Source organism: Enterobacter sp. 22499, assembly GCF_052044815.1.
GTDB classification, from domain to species: Bacteria; Pseudomonadota; Gammaproteobacteria; order Enterobacterales; family Enterobacteriaceae; genus Enterobacter; species Enterobacter bugandensis.
On record NZ_JBQENR010000002.1, the window covers coordinates 694,755 to 709,357 of the forward strand.

Annotated in this window: 13 protein-coding genes; 8 read left to right on the forward strand and 5 right to left on the reverse strand. The window is 54.8% G+C overall.

Annotated features, from left to right (window positions below; all coding sequences use genetic code 11):
- Positions 1-209 precede the first annotated feature (209 nt).
- A complete protein-coding gene (gene nadB / locus ACTJI7_RS11120) occupies positions 210-1,829 on the forward strand; it encodes an L-aspartate oxidase (protein WP_045630975.1) in 1,620 nt (539 codons plus the stop codon).
- Here nadB and trmN read toward each other — a convergent pair.
- On the reverse strand, positions 1,814-2,551 hold the full coding sequence (trmN, locus tag ACTJI7_RS11125) for a tRNA(1)(Val) (adenine(37)-N(6))-methyltransferase TrmN (RefSeq protein WP_028014104.1): 738 nt from the start codon (positions 2,549-2,551) through the stop codon (positions 1,814-1,816). The two genes, nadB and trmN, sit on opposite strands and share 16 nt — an antisense overlap.
- A 132-nt stretch (positions 2,552-2,683) precedes the next feature.
- On the opposite strand from trmN, the gene srmB reads away from it, so the two are divergent.
- Positions 2,684-4,012 (forward strand): ATP-dependent RNA helicase SrmB, encoded by a 1,329-nt coding sequence (srmB, locus tag ACTJI7_RS11130; protein ID WP_047368112.1) that lies wholly within the window; start codon positions 2,684-2,686, stop codon positions 4,010-4,012.
- A gap of 52 nt (positions 4,013-4,064) precedes the next feature.
- On the opposite strand, the gene grcA is transcribed toward srmB, so the two are convergent.
- On the reverse strand, positions 4,065-4,448 hold the full coding sequence (gene grcA, locus ACTJI7_RS11135; protein ID WP_006176733.1) for an autonomous glycyl radical cofactor GrcA: 384 nt from the start codon (positions 4,446-4,448) through the stop codon (positions 4,065-4,067).
- Positions 4,449-4,762: 314 nt separating this feature from the next.
- Here grcA and ung point away from each other — a divergent pair, with 314 nt between their 5' ends.
- Positions 4,763-5,452: a uracil-DNA glycosylase gene (gene ung, locus ACTJI7_RS11140; protein ID WP_023333064.1), complete on the forward strand. Its 690-nt coding sequence runs from the start codon at positions 4,763-4,765 to the stop codon at positions 5,450-5,452.
- A gap of 40 nt (positions 5,453-5,492) precedes the next feature.
- On the opposite strand, the gene ACTJI7_RS11145 is transcribed toward ung, so the two are convergent.
- Positions 5,493-6,593: a tRNA/rRNA methyltransferase gene (locus ACTJI7_RS11145; protein ID WP_252015958.1), complete on the reverse strand. Its 1,101-nt coding sequence runs from the start codon at positions 6,591-6,593 to the stop codon at positions 5,493-5,495.
- Between the two features lie 204 nt (positions 6,594-6,797).
- On the opposite strand from ACTJI7_RS11145, the gene trxC reads away from it, so the two are divergent.
- The 5 genes from trxC (at position 6,798) to ACTJI7_RS11170 (ending at position 12,519) form a co-directional block, all read left to right on the forward strand.
- On the forward strand, positions 6,798-7,217 hold the full coding sequence (gene trxC, locus ACTJI7_RS11150; RefSeq protein WP_028014108.1) for a thioredoxin TrxC: 420 nt from the start codon (positions 6,798-6,800) through the stop codon (positions 7,215-7,217).
- A 69-nt stretch (positions 7,218-7,286) separates the two neighbouring features.
- A complete protein-coding gene (gene tapT / locus ACTJI7_RS11155; RefSeq protein ID WP_440670067.1) occupies positions 7,287-7,985 on the forward strand; it encodes a tRNA-uridine aminocarboxypropyltransferase in 699 nt (232 codons plus the stop codon).
- Between the two features lie 35 nt (positions 7,986-8,020).
- Positions 8,021-10,684: a bifunctional acetate--CoA ligase family protein/GNAT family N-acetyltransferase gene (locus tag ACTJI7_RS11160; RefSeq protein WP_440670065.1), complete on the forward strand. Its 2,664-nt coding sequence runs from the start codon at positions 8,021-8,023 to the stop codon at positions 10,682-10,684.
- 110 nt (positions 10,685-10,794) lie between these two features.
- The gene (gene pssA, locus ACTJI7_RS11165) at positions 10,795-12,150 is read left to right on the forward strand and encodes a CDP-diacylglycerol--serine O-phosphatidyltransferase (RefSeq protein ID WP_063155421.1); all 1,356 of its coding nucleotides are present in this window, start codon (positions 10,795-10,797) and stop codon (positions 12,148-12,150) included.
- 45 nt (positions 12,151-12,195) lie between these two features.
- The gene (locus ACTJI7_RS11170; protein WP_048960039.1) at positions 12,196-12,519 is read left to right on the forward strand and encodes a YfiM family lipoprotein; all 324 of its coding nucleotides are present in this window, start codon (positions 12,196-12,198) and stop codon (positions 12,517-12,519) included.
- Here ACTJI7_RS11170 and ACTJI7_RS11175 read toward each other — a convergent pair.
- Both ACTJI7_RS11175 and ACTJI7_RS11180 read right to left on the reverse strand, forming a co-directional pair.
- Positions 12,516-13,823 carry an MFS transporter gene (locus ACTJI7_RS11175; protein ID WP_440670063.1) on the reverse strand — a complete coding sequence of 436 codons (1,308 nt, stop codon included), beginning with the start codon at positions 13,821-13,823 and terminating at the stop codon, positions 12,516-12,518. The genes ACTJI7_RS11170 and ACTJI7_RS11175 overlap by 4 nt on opposite strands.
- Before the next feature lie 151 nt (positions 13,824-13,974).
- Positions 13,975-14,427 carry a DUF4385 domain-containing protein gene (locus ACTJI7_RS11180; RefSeq protein ID WP_045260159.1) on the reverse strand — a complete coding sequence of 151 codons (453 nt, stop codon included), beginning with the start codon at positions 14,425-14,427 and terminating at the stop codon, positions 13,975-13,977.
- Positions 14,428-14,603: the final 176 nt, after the last annotated feature.

The window sequence follows — 14,603 nt, forward strand, 5'->3', positions numbered from 1 at the left end:
CCCGCCAGAAGAGTAACGCAACACAGGCTTTATTTCACCACAAAATCTGACGCTAACGATCTGCTTCGCAAAATAATTTCATTTATTTACCCTTCGTTTACCCCTGCCACTGCGTTTAGTCATTGCAACTTCTATTAAAAAAAACGTGCGATATCTCGCATTCAGGTGCTATTCTGCCCCAACACTGTTTAGTAAATTAAACAACAATCATGAACACAACACCTGAACTTCATTGTGATGTATTGATCATCGGCAGCGGCGCTGCCGGTCTCTCTCTGGCGCTGCGTCTGGCTGAACATCAGAACGTTATCGTTCTGAGCAAAGGCCCGATAAGTGAAGGCTCCACATTTTATGCTCAGGGCGGCATTGCCGCGGTATTTGACGAGACCGACAGCATTGCATCACATGTGGAAGATACGCTGATTGCCGGGGCCGGGATCGTGGATGCACACGCGGCAGAGTTTGTGGCCAGCAATGCCCGCCATTGCGTTCAGTGGCTTATCGATCAGGGTGTTTTATTCGATACTCAGGTTCAGCCCAACGGTGAAGAGAGCTACCACTTAACGCGTGAAGGCGGCCATAGCCACCGCCGCATCCTGCACGCCGCGGATGCTACCGGAAAAGAAGTGGAAACCACGCTGGTCAGCAAAGCGCTGAACCATCCTAACATCCGGGTCCTTGAGCGGAGTAACGCGGTTGATCTGATCATTTCCGACAAGATAGGCCTGCCCGGCACGCGTCGCGTGGTGGGAGCGTGGGTCTGGAACCGTAATAAAGAGAAGGTGGAAACCTGTCAGGCGAAGGCTGTGGTGTTGGCTACAGGTGGCGCCTCTAAGGTGTATCAGTACACCACGAATCCGGATATCGCTTCCGGGGACGGTATCGCTATGGCCTGGCGCGCCGGCTGCCGCGTGGCGAATCTCGAATTTAATCAGTTTCACCCCACCGCCTTGTTCCACCCTCAGGCGCGAAATTTCCTGCTGACGGAAGCCCTGCGCGGCGAAGGGGCTTATCTGAAACGCCCTGACGGTACCCGCTTTATGCCGGACTTTGACGCCCGCGGTGAACTGGCGCCGCGTGATATTGTTGCCCGCGCCATCGACCACGAAATGAAGCGCCTTGGCGTGGACTGCATGTATCTCGATATCAGCCATAAGCCGGCAGAATTCATTCGCCAGCACTTCCCGATGATTTACGAAAAGCTGCTCAATCTTGGCATTGATTTAACACGCGATCCGGTGCCCATTGTGCCAGCCGCCCACTATACCTGCGGTGGCGTGATGGTTGACGATCACGGACGCACTGATGTAGACGGTCTGTATGCTATTGGTGAGGTCAGCTATACCGGGCTACACGGCGCGAACCGTATGGCGTCTAACTCGCTGCTTGAATGTCTGGTGTACGGCTGGTCAGCGGCGGAGGACATCACGAAGCGCATGCCTTACGCCCGTGAAACAGAGCGTTTACCGGCCTGGGATGAAAGCCGCGTGGAGAACCCGGACGAGCTGGTGGTGATCCAGCACAACTGGCACGAGCTACGGTTGTTTATGTGGGACTACGTTGGGATTGTGCGCACCACGAAACGTCTGGAACGCGCGTTGCGCCGCATTACGATGCTGCAGCAGGAAATTGATGAATATTATGCCCATTTCCGCGTCTCCAATAATCTGCTGGAGCTGCGCAATCTGGTGCAGGTTGCCGAGCTGATTGTTCGCTGCGCGATGATGCGTAAAGAGAGCCGCGGTTTGCACTACACACTCGACTACCCGGATCGGCTTGCTGAGTCCGGCCCGTCGATACTCGCCCCGCAGGTTTACATAAACAAATAAAACGCCTGGGTCAGAGCCGTGTAATCTTCGGAATAACGCTGGTCTGGCCCACGGATCACCATACGGTCATTAAAACACTCCCCCTCTTTTGGCGAAAGCGCCAGCAGCACGCGGTGCGGCAATCGGCCTTCCGTATCAGAGATGTCAGTTCGCAAACGTAACGTCCAGCCTATCTCCTGCGCGGTAGCGATAAACGTGTTGCCCGTACTTTCTGGCAGCACCACGCAGAAAAAGCCCTCTTCTGAGATAAGTTCAGCCGCGTTGACGAGCAGCGCTTTGTGATCGAGTGAACCGGTATAGCGCGCCTGTTCACGCTCCGGTGTACCGCACTCCACGCCGGGCTCGTAGTAAGGGGGGTTGCTGACGATAAGATCGTAACGCGCCGTCTGCTCTGGCGCCCAGGCCAGCACGTCCGCGCACTTAACGGTTATCCGGTCAGCCCAGGGGGACTCGGCCGCGTTTTCACCCGCCTGCCCTGCGGCCTGCGCATCCAGCTCCACGGCATCAATAGTGACATGCTCTTCAGTACGCTGCGCCAGCATCAAGGCCACCAGCCCGCTGCCGGTACCGATATCAAGAATACGCTTAACACCTGCGACAGGTGCCCATGCTCCCAGTAAAATGCCGTCTGTACCGACTTTCATGGCACAGCGATCGTGAGCGACAAAAAATTGTTTAAACGTAAAACCATCGCGGCGCAGCTGCGCTTTGAGTTGAGACATGTCAGGGCAACCTTCTAAGTGAAACTGGAGTAGCATAGGGGAAAGCGAAGTGGCCGCAAAGCGATATCCATACAAACAGATGAAGATTACAGCCGTAACGTCTATAATCAGCGCCCCACACAGAGGTAGAACATGACTGTAACGACTTTTTCCGAACTTGAACTCGATGAAAGCCTGCTCAATGCTCTTGAGAGCAAAGGCTTTACACGCCCGACCGCCATTCAGGCAGCGGCCATTCCGCCTGCGCTTGAGGGCCGCGATGTGCTCGGTTCTGCGCCAACCGGCACGGGGAAGACAGCAGCCTATTTGCTGCCTGTGTTGCAGCACCTGCTCGACTTTCCACGTAAAAAATCTGGCCCGCCGCGTATTTTGATCCTGACGCCTACGCGCGAGCTGGCCATGCAGGTTGCCGATCACGCGCGTGAACTCGCGGCGAATACGCATCTGGATATCGCCACCATCACCGGCGGCGTTGCGTATATGAACCACGCCGAAGTGTTCAGCGAAAACCAGGACATCGTCGTCGCGACGACGGGCCGCCTGCTGCAGTATATTAAAGAAGAGAACTTCGACTGCCGCGCGGTAGAAACGCTGATCCTCGACGAAGCGGACCGCATGCTGGACATGGGCTTTGCGCAGGATATCGAGCATATTGCAGGTGAAACGCGCTGGCGTAACCAGACGATGCTGTTCTCTGCCACCCTTGAAGGGGATGCGATTAAAGACTTCGCAGAGCGTCTGCTGGAAGATCCGGTGGAAGTCTCTGCGACGCCATCCACGCGAGAGCGTAAAAAGATCCACCAGTGGTATTACCGTGCGGACAACCTTGAGCATAAGGTTGAGCTGCTCAAGCACCTGCTGACGCAGGAAGACGCCACCCGCACTATCGTGTTTGTGCGTAAGCGCGAGCGCGTGCACGAGCTGGCTGAAATGCTGCGCAACGCCGGGATCAACAACTGCTATCTTGAAGGTGAGATGGCGCAGATCAAGCGTACCGAAGGCATTAAGCGCCTGACCGATGGCCGCGTTAACGTGCTGGTCGCAACAGACGTTGCCGCCCGCGGGATCGACATCCCTGACGTGAGCCACGTCATTAACTTCGATATGCCGCGCAGCGGAGATACTTACCTGCACCGCATTGGCCGTACCGGTCGCGCGGGCCGCAAAGGGATTGCAATTTCACTGGTTGAAGCGCATGACTACCTGCTGCTGCAGAAAATTGGCCGCTATGTTGACGAGCCGCTGAAAGCGCGCGTTATTGATGGCTTGCGCCCAACCACACGTGCGCCGAGTGAAAAAATGACGGGTAAACCGTCCAAGAAAGCGCTCGCGAAACGTGCTGAGAGAAAAGAGAAAGAAAAAGAGAAGCCGCGCGTGAAGCAGCGCCACCGCGATACCAAAAACATTGGTAAGCGTCGTAAGCCAAGCGCTGCCGCGCAGGAAACGAAGACTGAAGAGTAAGAAAAAGCCGGGGTAATCCCCGGCTTTTTTGTTCCCCCCCGTGGCTGAAGCCTTACAGGCTTTCAGTAAAGGTACGGGCGATAACGTCGCGCTGCTGTTCTGGAGTCAGTGAGTTAAAGCGAACCGCATAACCAGACACGCGGATAGTCAGCTGTGGGTATTTTTCCGGGTGCTCAACGGCATCCATCAGCGTTTCGCGGCGCAGCACGTTAACGTTCAGGTGCTGACCCCCTTCAACGCGCACTTCCGGCTGCACTTCCATTGGGATTTCACGGTATTCGATTTCGCCCAGTTTATTCACCGGTACGATTTCATCTTCAGCAAAACCCGCTTTCGCAACCACACAGCGCGCTTCATTTTTCTCGCTGTCCAGCAGCCAGAAAGAGTTGAGCAGATCGTCATTTGCCGCTTTGGTAATCTGGATACCTGTAATCATGTGTTGCCTCCCTTAGGCTACATTAACTGATGCTGGCCTTACGCGGCCAATTGGTAAAACCATTGTTTCTTGTGTGTATATATATCATTCACACCACGGTGATTTATTGATTTAAATCAACAAAAACACCAACCACATAAAGAGTGTGGTTTGAATTTATTGTTTTAGATCAATTTAATACTGCTACCAACTCAACTTAACCTGCATCATTTCAAAATAAATTTAACGACTTAGCACGCATTTCAGCGCGTAATTTTGCTCATAAGCGTTAAACAGGTAAGCTAGTGACAGATTGAGATTCGCAGGAGAGCGACATGACGACACCTTTAACCTGGCATGACGTGCTGGCAGAAGAAAAGCAGCAGCCTTATTTTATAAATACGCTCAGTACCGTTGCCGCTGAGCGTCAGTCCGGGCAAACGATTTATCCGCCGCAAAAAGATGTATTCAACGCGTTTCGCTATACCGAGTTGAGCGATGTGAAAGTCGTCATTCTGGGCCAGGATCCCTATCACGGCCCTGGGCAGGCGCACGGGCTGGCATTTTCCGTACGCCCAGGCGTGGCGATCCCCCCTTCTCTGCTCAACATGTATAAAGAGCTTGAGGGAACCGTGCCCGGGTTTACCCGCCCCAATCACGGTTATCTGGAAAGCTGGGCGCGCCAGGGTGTGCTGTTATTGAACACGGTGCTCACCGTACGGGCGGGCCAGGCGCACTCGCACGCCAGCCTTGGGTGGGAGACCTTTACCGATAAAGTCATCAGCCTTATCAACGAGCATCGTGAAGGGGTCGTATTTTTACTCTGGGGTTCTCACGCGCAGAAGAAAGGGGCAATTATCGATCGTCAGCGTCATCACGTGTTGAAGGCACCGCACCCGTCACCGCTGTCTGCCCATCGCGGTTTCTTTGGCAGTAATCATTTTGTTCTGGCAAACGAATGGCTGGAAAAACGTGGCGAAACGCCAATTGACTGGATGCCTGTGTTACCGGCAGAGAGCGAGTAGGGTTTGAATGTGCCGGGTATAACCCGGCACATGAAGAGGCTTATGCCTTATTCTGACGCCACCACTCGGCCAGCAGCACGCCGGTCGCAACGGATACGTTCAGACTTTCCACATTGCCCGTCCCGTCGATGGAGACGCTCAGATCCGAACTGGAGAGCGCCGCATCAGACAGACCATTGCGTTCCTGACCCAACACCAGCACCATCTTGCGCGGCAGCGTCGCTTTAAACAGCGGCGTACCGGCATGGCTGGATGTGGTCACGATGGAATAGCCCGCTTTACGGAACTGCTCGAGGGCATCCAGAACGCTGTCGCCGGTGATCGGCTGAACGTGCTCGGCTCCGCCTTCCGCAGTACGGATCGCGGCGCCGGATTCCAGCAGCGCGGCATCCTGCAGCAGCACGCCTTTTACGCCAAAGTGCGCGCAGCTGCGCATCATTGCGCCCAGGTTATGCGGGTTGCCCACGTCTTCCAGCGCCAGCACGCAGTCATCGGCATCCGCCTGGCTGACCCACTGCTGAACGGTCGTACCGTTACGTTTTTTGATCAGGAAGCAGACGCCGCCGTGATGTTCGGTACCGGATGCTTTGGTCAGCTCGGCATCATCCACCACGTGGTAGGCTTTACGGTTCGCCGCCATCCAGCGCAGCGCTTCTTTAAAGCGCGGGGTTACGCTCTGGATGAACCAGGCGCGGACGATACACTCAGGACGGCTCTGGAACAGCGCCTGGCAGGCGTTCTCGCCATACACGCGGGTCTCTTCCGCGCGCTGACGACGCAGCACTTCCGGGTCGATAAAGCTTTTACCGCTGATACCGCCGTGATCGGCTTTCTCCGGCGTCTCATCGCCAGGGGCGCGAGAAACGGTGCGCCACGGAGAGGCGTTATCACGTGAGAAGTCATCACGCGGACGGTCATCGCGCTTGCGATCGTCACGCTTGCGGTCATCACGTTTGCGGTCATCACCGCGGTTATTTCTGTCATCGCGGGCGGGGCGACGGCCACCGTCTGCACGAGAGGACGCTGGACGCCCGCCACCTTTTCCGGTACGCGGATTTTGGGTGCGTTTATCAGAGTCATCATCACTGCGGACATACATCACTTTGACCTTGCCGCTTTTGTTTTTCATTTCGTCGTTCATGCTTTTCTCCACCAGCGCTGCGCGAAGCGCGCAGATTACCCGATGTGCCAGCGCATAGCCATAATTTCGTACAAAAGCCTGTGACTATTGTTCCCATTGAATAAAACACATTGTCGTTTCATACAGGCTCACTGATAATATGTAACATATCAGAAACATTATCGGCGTTCTGCCGCTGTCCCACGGCTCTATCAGAGGTTAGTTATGAATACCGTATGTGCCAACTGTCAGGCTTTAAACCGCATTCCGGACGATCGGATGGATGACGGTGCGAAATGCGGACGTTGTGGCCATGAATTGTTTGATGGCGATGTCATTAACGCGACGGGTGCTACGCTGGACAAACTCCTCAAGGACGATCTCCCGGTAGTGGTCGATTTCTGGGCGCCATGGTGCGGTCCGTGCCGCAGCTTCGCGCCAATCTTCGAAGATGTGGCCGAAGAGCGCAGCGGAAAAATGCGGTTCGTTAAGGTTAATACCGAGGCCGAACGCGAGCTAAGCGCACGTTTTCGTATTCGCAGTATCCCGACCATCATGATTTTCAAAAATGGTGAAGTGATCGATATGCTTAATGGTGCGGTTCCAAAAGCACCTTTTGATAGCTGGTTAAACGAATCGCTGTAACATTCCCGGGGCACACCTTGTGCCCCGTTCCCGCCTCTGCGAAAATAGGGTTTTTCCTCCATTTCGCCCATGACTGATAACGCTGTCCTTAAATTACGCGCCGAACGCCTTGCGCGCGCGACTCGCCCCTTTCTTGCTCGTGGCAATCGTATACGTCGCTGTCAGCGCTGCCTGCTGCCGCTGAAGGTGTGTCTGTGCGAGACGCTGGCCCCAAGTACTGCGGAGAGCCGCTTTTGTCTGGTCATGTTCGATACCGAGCCGATGAAGCCCAGTAATACGGGGCGTCTTATTGCCGATATTCTGCCGGATACCACCGCGTTTCAGTGGTCGCGCACTGAGCCACCTCAGGCTCTGCTCGACCTGGTGGCAAGCCCGGACTACCAGCCGATGGTGGTTTTCCCGGCATCTTATGCGGGAGAACAGCGTCAGGTCCTTACCGCGCCGCCATCAGGGAAACCACCGCTGTTTATTATGCTGGACGGTACCTGGACCGAAGCGCGGAAAATGTTTCGCAAAAGTCCTTACCTCGACGATCTGCCGGTTATTTCTGTCGATCTTTCCCGCGTCTCGGCCTACCGCCTGCGCGAAGCGCATGCTGACGGGCAATACTGCACTGCCGAAGTAGCCATTGCGCTACTGGATTTAGCAGGAGATACCGCTGCAGCTGGCACCCTGGGCAACCATTTCTCATGCTTCCGGGAGCGCTATCTGGCGGGAAAAACCGTTCATAAGGGCAGCATCACAGCAACGGAGACAGAAAGCGTTTAAAATCATCAGGTCGCTTGCATTCACAGGAGGCCTGCATGAGCCAGAGAGGGTTAGAAGCGCTACTCCGTCCTAAATCCATTGCCGTCATCGGCGCATCAATGAAACCGGATCGTGCAGGCTATCTGATGATGCGCAACCTTCTGGCCGGAGGATTTAACGGTCCCGTTATGCCCGTCACGCCGTCTTATAAGGCCGTTCAGGGCGTGCTTGCCTGGCCGGACGTGGAGAGCCTGCCTTTCGTACCGGATCTCGCCGTTCTGTGTACAAACGCCAAACGCAATCCGGAACTGCTGGAGTCACTCGGCAAGAAAGGGTGTAAAACCTGCATTATTCTCTCGTCTCCGCCTGAACAGCAGCCCGAACTGCTGGCCTGCGCCAGCCGCTATCAGATGCGCATTCTCGGGCCGAACAGCCTGGGTCTGCTCGCGCCCTGGCAGGGGCTGAACGCCAGCTTCTCCCCGGTGCCGATCCGTAAAGGCAAGCTGGCGTTTATCTCGCAGTCGGCTGCGGTCTCAAACACCATCCTTGACTGGGCGCAGCAGCGTGAAATGGGATTCTCCTACTTCATTGCTCTGGGCGACAGCCTGGATATTGACGTTGACGAACTGCTGGATTTCCTGGCGCGAGACAGCAAAACCAGCGCAATCCTCCTTTATCTTGAGCACCTGAGCGACGCCCGTCGTTTTGTTTCCGCTTCGCGTAGCGCATCGCGCAATAAACCGATCCTCGTTATCAAAAGCGGTCGCAGCCCTGCGGCGCAGCGTCTGCTGCAGTCTCATTCCGGTATGGATCCGGCCTGGGATGCTGCCATTCAGCGCGCGGGGTTGCTGCGGGTGCAGGATACACACGAGCTTTTTTCCGCCGTTGAGACGTTGAGCCACATGCGTCCGCTGCGCGGCGAGAAGTTAATGATTGTCAGCAATGGCGCGGCCCCTGCCGCGCTGGCGCTGGATGAGCTTTGGCTGCGTAACGGCAAGCTGGCCACGCTGGGTGAAGAGACGCTGCAACGCCTCAGAGAGGCGCTTCCGGCAAGCGTGACGCCCGGCAATCCGCTTGATTTGCGCGATGATGCCAGCAGCGATCGCTATATCAGAGCAATCTCCATATTGCTGGACAGCCAGGATTTCGATGCGCTAATGATTATCCACTCCCCCAGCGCGGCCGCGCCGGGCAGTGAAAGCGCGCGGGCGCTGATTGAGGCGGTACGAAATCATCCGCGCGGCAAATATGTCACCCTGCTGACCAACTGGTGCGGTGAGTTTTCCTCTCAGGAGGCGCGACGCTTGTTCAGTGAAGCCGGACTGCCAACCTACCGCACGCCGGAAGGCACCATCACGGCATTTATGCATATGGTGGAATATCGCCGCAACCAGAAACAGCTGCGTGAGACACCGGCTTTGCCCGGAAACCTGACGGCGAACACCGTCGACGTTCATCGGCTGTTACAGCAGGCCATTGAAGAAGGCGCGACCTCGCTTGATACGCATGAAGTGCAGCCCATACTGGGCAGCTACGGGATGCAAACTCTGCCAACCTGGATCGCCAGCGACAGCGCTGAGGCCGTACATATAGCCGAACAGATTGGCTACCCGGTCGCCCTGAAGCTTCGTTCCCCCGATATCCCGCATAAGTCGGACGTTCAGGGGGTCATGTTGTACCTGCGTACGCCAACGGAGGTGCAGCAGGCAGCTGATGCCATTTTCGATCGCGTCAAAATGGCCTGGCCGCAGGCTCGGATCCACGGACTGCTGGTGCAAAGCATGGCTAACCGCGCGGGCGCCCAGGAACTGCGGGTGGTGGTTGAACACGATCCTGTCTTCGGCCCGCTCATTATGTTGGGGGAAGGCGGCGTTGAGTGGCGTCCAGAGGAACAGGCCGCGGTGGCGCTACCGCCGCTGAACATGAATCTGGCGCGCTATCTGATCATTCAGGCGATTAAAAGCAAAAAGATCCGGGGCCGCAGCGCCCTGCGTCCGCTCGATATTGCCGGGTTAAGTCAGTTCCTGGTGCAGGTGTCTAACCTGGTCGTAGATTGTGCGGAGATCCAGCGGCTGGATATCCATCCGCTGCTCGCCTCCGGCACTGAATTTACGGCGCTGGACGTAACGCTGGATATCGCGCCATTTGAAGGGGACAGAGAGAGCCGCCTGGCGATCCGTCCGTATCCTCTGCAGCTGGAGGAGTGGGTCGAGATGAAGAATGGGGAACGCGCCCTGTTCCGCCCTATTCTGCCGGAAGATGAACCGCAGCTGCGTGCCTTTATTTCTCTGGTTACGAAAGAAGATCTCTATTATCGCTACTTTAGCGAAATCAACGAATTTACCCACGATGATTTAGCCAATATGACCCAGATCGACTACGATCGAGAGATGGCGTTTGTCGCCGTTCGACGTTCCGATCGGGGCGATGAGATCCTCGGCGTGACGCGCGCAATTTCCGATCCGGATAACATTGACGCGGAATTTGCTGTGCTGGTGCGCTCCGATCTTAAAGGCCTGGGTCTGGGCAGACGACTGCTGGAAAAACTCATCAGTTATACGCGAGATCACGGATTGTTACGCCTGAATGGCATTACTATGCCGAACAATCGCGGTATGGTGACCCTGGCGCGAAAACTCGGATTTGACGTTGATATTCAGCTGGACGAAGGTATTGTCGCCTTATCCCTCGGCCTGACACCGGCAGACAAACCCGAGTAAGCTACTGGAAATGTTACCCACTTTGGACGGGACTGGTGGTATCATTGTCCGCTTATGTTGTTTGCATGGTACAGACAACCCTTCAATGAACAGAGAAGAAACGCACTGTGATGTTGTCAAAATTTAAGCGTAATAAACATCAACAACACCTTGCTCAACTACCGAAGATTTCTCAGTCAGTTGATGATGTAGAGTTCTTTTACGCTCCCGCTCATTTTCGGGAGACGCTTCTGGAAAAGATTGCCAGTGCCACGCGACGCATTTGCATTGTGGCCCTGTATCTTGAACAAGATGAAGGCGGGCGCGCGATCCTGAACGCGCTCTATGAAGCCAAGCGTCTGCGTCCGGAACTGGATGTTCGCGTGCTGGTTGACTGGCATCGCGCCCAGCGTGGCCGTATTGGCGCGGCCGCTTCAAACACCAATGCAGACTGGTATTGCCGCACGGCGCAGGAAAATCCTGGCGTCGATGTACCTGTTTATGGCGTCCCGGTGAATACCCGCGAAGCGCTCGGCGTCCTTCATTTTAAAGGATTCATCATCGATGACAGCGTGCTTTACAGCGGCGCAAGCCTCAATGATGTCTACCTTCATCAGCTCGATAAATATCGCTATGACCGCTACCATCTGATCCGTAATCCTCAGATGGCCGATATCATGTTTAACTGGGTTGATAAAAACCTGGTAAATGGCCGTGGCGTTAATCGCCTTGACGATCCCGAGCGCCCTAAGAGCCCGGAAATCAAAAACGATGTTCGCGCCTTCCGCCAGGAGCTGCGCGATGCTGTTTACCATTTTCAGGGCGACGCAAACAACGAAGAGTTATCCGTTACCCCGCTGGTTGGGCTTGGCAAATCAAGCCTGCTGAATAAAACGATCTTCCATCTGATGCCGTGCGCGGAGCAAAAGCTCACCATCTGCACGCCGTACTTTAACCTTCCTGCCGTACTGGTGCGTAATATCATTCAGCTGCTGCGCGATGGTAAAAAAGTGGAAATTATCGTTGGGGATAAAACGGCGAACGACTTCTTCATTCCTGAAGATCAGCCGTTCAAAATCATCGGTGCGCTGCCTTATCTTTATGAAATTAACCTGCGCCGCTTCCTGAGCCGTTTACAGTATTACGTAAACACTGACCAGCTGGTTGTGCGTCTGTGGAAAGATGAAGACAACAGTTACCATCTGAAAGGTATGTGGGTCGACGATGAGTGGATGCTGCTGACCGGTAACAACCTGAACCCGCGCGCGTGGAGACTGGATCTGGAAAACGCGATCCTGATCCATGACCCGCAGCATGAGTTAGCCGCACAGCGTGAGCGTGAACTGGAGTTGATTCGCACGCACACCACGGTGGTTAATCATTACCGCGAGCTGCAGAGCATTGCCGATTATCCTGTGAAAGTTCGCAAGCTGATTCGCCGCTTGCGTCGTATCCGTATTGACCGACTTATCAGCCGAATTCTGTAATGTCCAGGCCCTGTTACCCGCAGGGCTTTTTTATGGAGCCCGTTGATGCGTATTCCTCTGTTACTGAGCGTTTTCTTTCTGACTGGCTGCAGTCATATGGCCAATGATAGCTGGTCCGGTCAGGACAAAGCACAACACTTCCTCGCTTCCGCTATGCTGTCTGCAGCTGGTAATGAGTACGCGCAGCATCAGGGATACAGTCGGGACCGTAGCGCGGCGATAGGGTTGATGTTCTCAGTGGGCCTTGGGGCATCAAAAGAACTATGGGATAGCCGCCCCTCAGGGAGCGGCTGGAGCTGGAAAGATTTCGCCTGGGATGTCGCCGGCGCAACAACCGGCTACGCCGTCTGGCAGATGGCACATTATTAAAGGCGGATACCTTTTCCTTTGCGATGCAGCATCAGCGAGACAATAAACGCCAGCGCTCCCATTACGGTGACATACCAGAAGAAGGTCGTTTCACTGCCCCACGACTTAAGCGATAGCGCGACATACTCTGCCGAACCGCCAAACAAGGCATTCGCTACCGCATAAGAGAGGCCAACACCCAGCGCCCTCACCTGTGCGGGAAACATTTCCGCTTTCAAAATGCCGCTGATTGCCGTGTAAAAACTGATAATAATGAGTGCCACCATGATCAGCGCGAAAGCGGCATACGGCGACGTTGTCTGCTGTAGCGCAGTCAAAAGCGGAACGGTACCCAGGGTGAGCATGCCGCCAAAGATCAGCATGGAGGTGCGGCGACCTATTTTGTCCGACAGCGCGCCGACAATCGGCTGGATAAGCATAAAGACGAGTAACGCCACCGTCATGACGACGCTCGCAACGTTTGCATGCATGCCCGTAGTGTTAACCAGATATTTTTGCATGTAGGTGGTAAAGGTATAGAAACTTAGCGAGCCCGCGGCGGTAAAACCTAACACCATCAAAAATGCTTTGCGGTTTCGCCAGAGCCCCTTCATCGAGCCCGCCTCTTTCAGCGCCCTGACCTCCTGTTGAGAGGTTTCATCAAGCTGACGGCGTAGCCACAGGGCGACAACCGCCAGGGCAGCGCCCATAGCAAACGGGATGCGCCAGCCCCAGGCGTGCAAATCTTCATCGCTAAGGATTTGTTGCAGGATCACCACAACCAGTAACGCCAGCAGCTGTCCGCCAATGAGGGTCACATACTGGAATGATGCATAGAAACCTTTTCGGCCTTCAACCGCCACTTCGCTCATGTATGTCGCACTGGTGCCGTATTCCCCACCGACCGACACCCCCTGGAACAGACGTGCCAGCAGCAGCAACGCGGGTGCCCATGTTCCGATAGTGTCATATCCGGGCAGGCAGGCAATCACCAGCGAGCCGACGCACATCATGCATACGGAGATGAGCATGGAGGTCTTGCGCCCTTTTCTGTCTGCGATCCTGCCGAACAGCCATCCACCGATAGGGCGCATCAGGAACCCGGCGGCAAAAACGCCTGCGGTTTGCAGAAGCTGAGTGGTGGTATTCCCGGACGGGAAAAAGATATGCGCAAAGTAGAGTGAACAGAATGAATAGACGTAAAAGTCAAACCACTCTACGAGGTTCCCCGAGGAGGCCCCAACGATTGCCCAAACCCGACGACGGGTATCCTTACCTGCCAAATTGGTGTTATCCGTATCTGCACTGGCTACGGTTTCTGTCATTTTAAAATCCCCTGTCTCACATTGCGGGCCATTGCCCACAAACAGTAAAACCGGATTTAAAACGAATCGTTAGGTAAATAAAATGTTTCCAATATGTTTCATTACGTTTTGTGAACTCGATCAGGTCTCGAATTATTAGCGGACGTAGCAATTATCCCCACTTCTGCTGATGCGCCTTTTTTCGCTGCAAATAATCTTCATCTGCACGAATTTTATCCCACCACTTTTTGAAGACCGCGGCGGCTTCGGCTTTTACGGGATCGCAATCCAGCGGTTTGACCTGGCGCTTCTCATCGTACTTTTTACCGCCTTTATGATTGGCGTATCGCCTGGCGCGCGTATAGCCCATCTGAATGAATTTACGCGCCATATCCATACCCACAAAGTCGTTTTGCTGACGATATTCTTCAAACAGGGCGTAAATTTCTTTTGCCGATCGCGCTGCAACTTCAGCATCTTTGTATCGCCAGTGCGGAAGGATCTCGCTTTTGTAAGGTTCCACCATGAGCACACCCTGCTCTCCCCGCCCCACCTGATACAGCTCTGCATGGTCACGGAAATTAATGTTGGCAAAATCTTGTTGGTAATTAAAGGGACGTGTCAAAGCGGCACCATTGTTAAAATCGTTTTAACAATTGTAGGCACGGTCAGGCGGTGCCGCCACCCGGTATTTTCCGGCGCACAAAGCAAAAAACCCCGCACCTTACGGTACGGGGTTCTTCTTGATTGATGCCTGGCAGTTCCCTACTCTCACATGGGGAGACCCCACACTACCATCGG

What these genes read in the sequence shown, in the direction of transcription:
- nadB (WP_045630975.1), top strand. Translation starts at nt 210, where the DNA reads ATGAACACAACACCTGAACTTCATTGTGATGTATTGATCATCGGCAGC.
- trmN (WP_028014104.1), bottom strand. Translation starts at nt 2,551, where the DNA reads ATGTCTCAACTCAAAGCGCAGCTGCGCCGCGATGGTTTTACGTTTAAA.
- srmB (WP_047368112.1), top strand. Translation starts at nt 2,684, where the DNA reads ATGACTGTAACGACTTTTTCCGAACTTGAACTCGATGAAAGCCTGCTC.
- grcA (WP_006176733.1), bottom strand. Translation starts at nt 4,448, where the DNA reads ATGATTACAGGTATCCAGATTACCAAAGCGGCAAATGACGATCTGCTC.
- ung (WP_023333064.1), top strand. Translation starts at nt 4,763, where the DNA reads ATGACGACACCTTTAACCTGGCATGACGTGCTGGCAGAAGAAAAGCAG.
- ACTJI7_RS11145 (WP_252015958.1), bottom strand. Translation starts at nt 6,593, where the DNA reads ATGAACGACGAAATGAAAAACAAAAGCGGCAAGGTCAAAGTGATGTAT.
- trxC (WP_028014108.1), top strand. Translation starts at nt 6,798, where the DNA reads ATGAATACCGTATGTGCCAACTGTCAGGCTTTAAACCGCATTCCGGAC.
- tapT (WP_440670067.1), top strand. Translation starts at nt 7,287, where the DNA reads ATGACTGATAACGCTGTCCTTAAATTACGCGCCGAACGCCTTGCGCGC.
- ACTJI7_RS11160 (WP_440670065.1), top strand. Translation starts at nt 8,021, where the DNA reads ATGAGCCAGAGAGGGTTAGAAGCGCTACTCCGTCCTAAATCCATTGCC.
- pssA (WP_063155421.1), top strand. Translation starts at nt 10,795, where the DNA reads ATGTTGTCAAAATTTAAGCGTAATAAACATCAACAACACCTTGCTCAA.
- ACTJI7_RS11170 (WP_048960039.1), top strand. Translation starts at nt 12,196, where the DNA reads ATGCGTATTCCTCTGTTACTGAGCGTTTTCTTTCTGACTGGCTGCAGT.
- ACTJI7_RS11175 (WP_440670063.1), bottom strand. Translation starts at nt 13,823, where the DNA reads ATGACAGAAACCGTAGCCAGTGCAGATACGGATAACACCAATTTGGCA.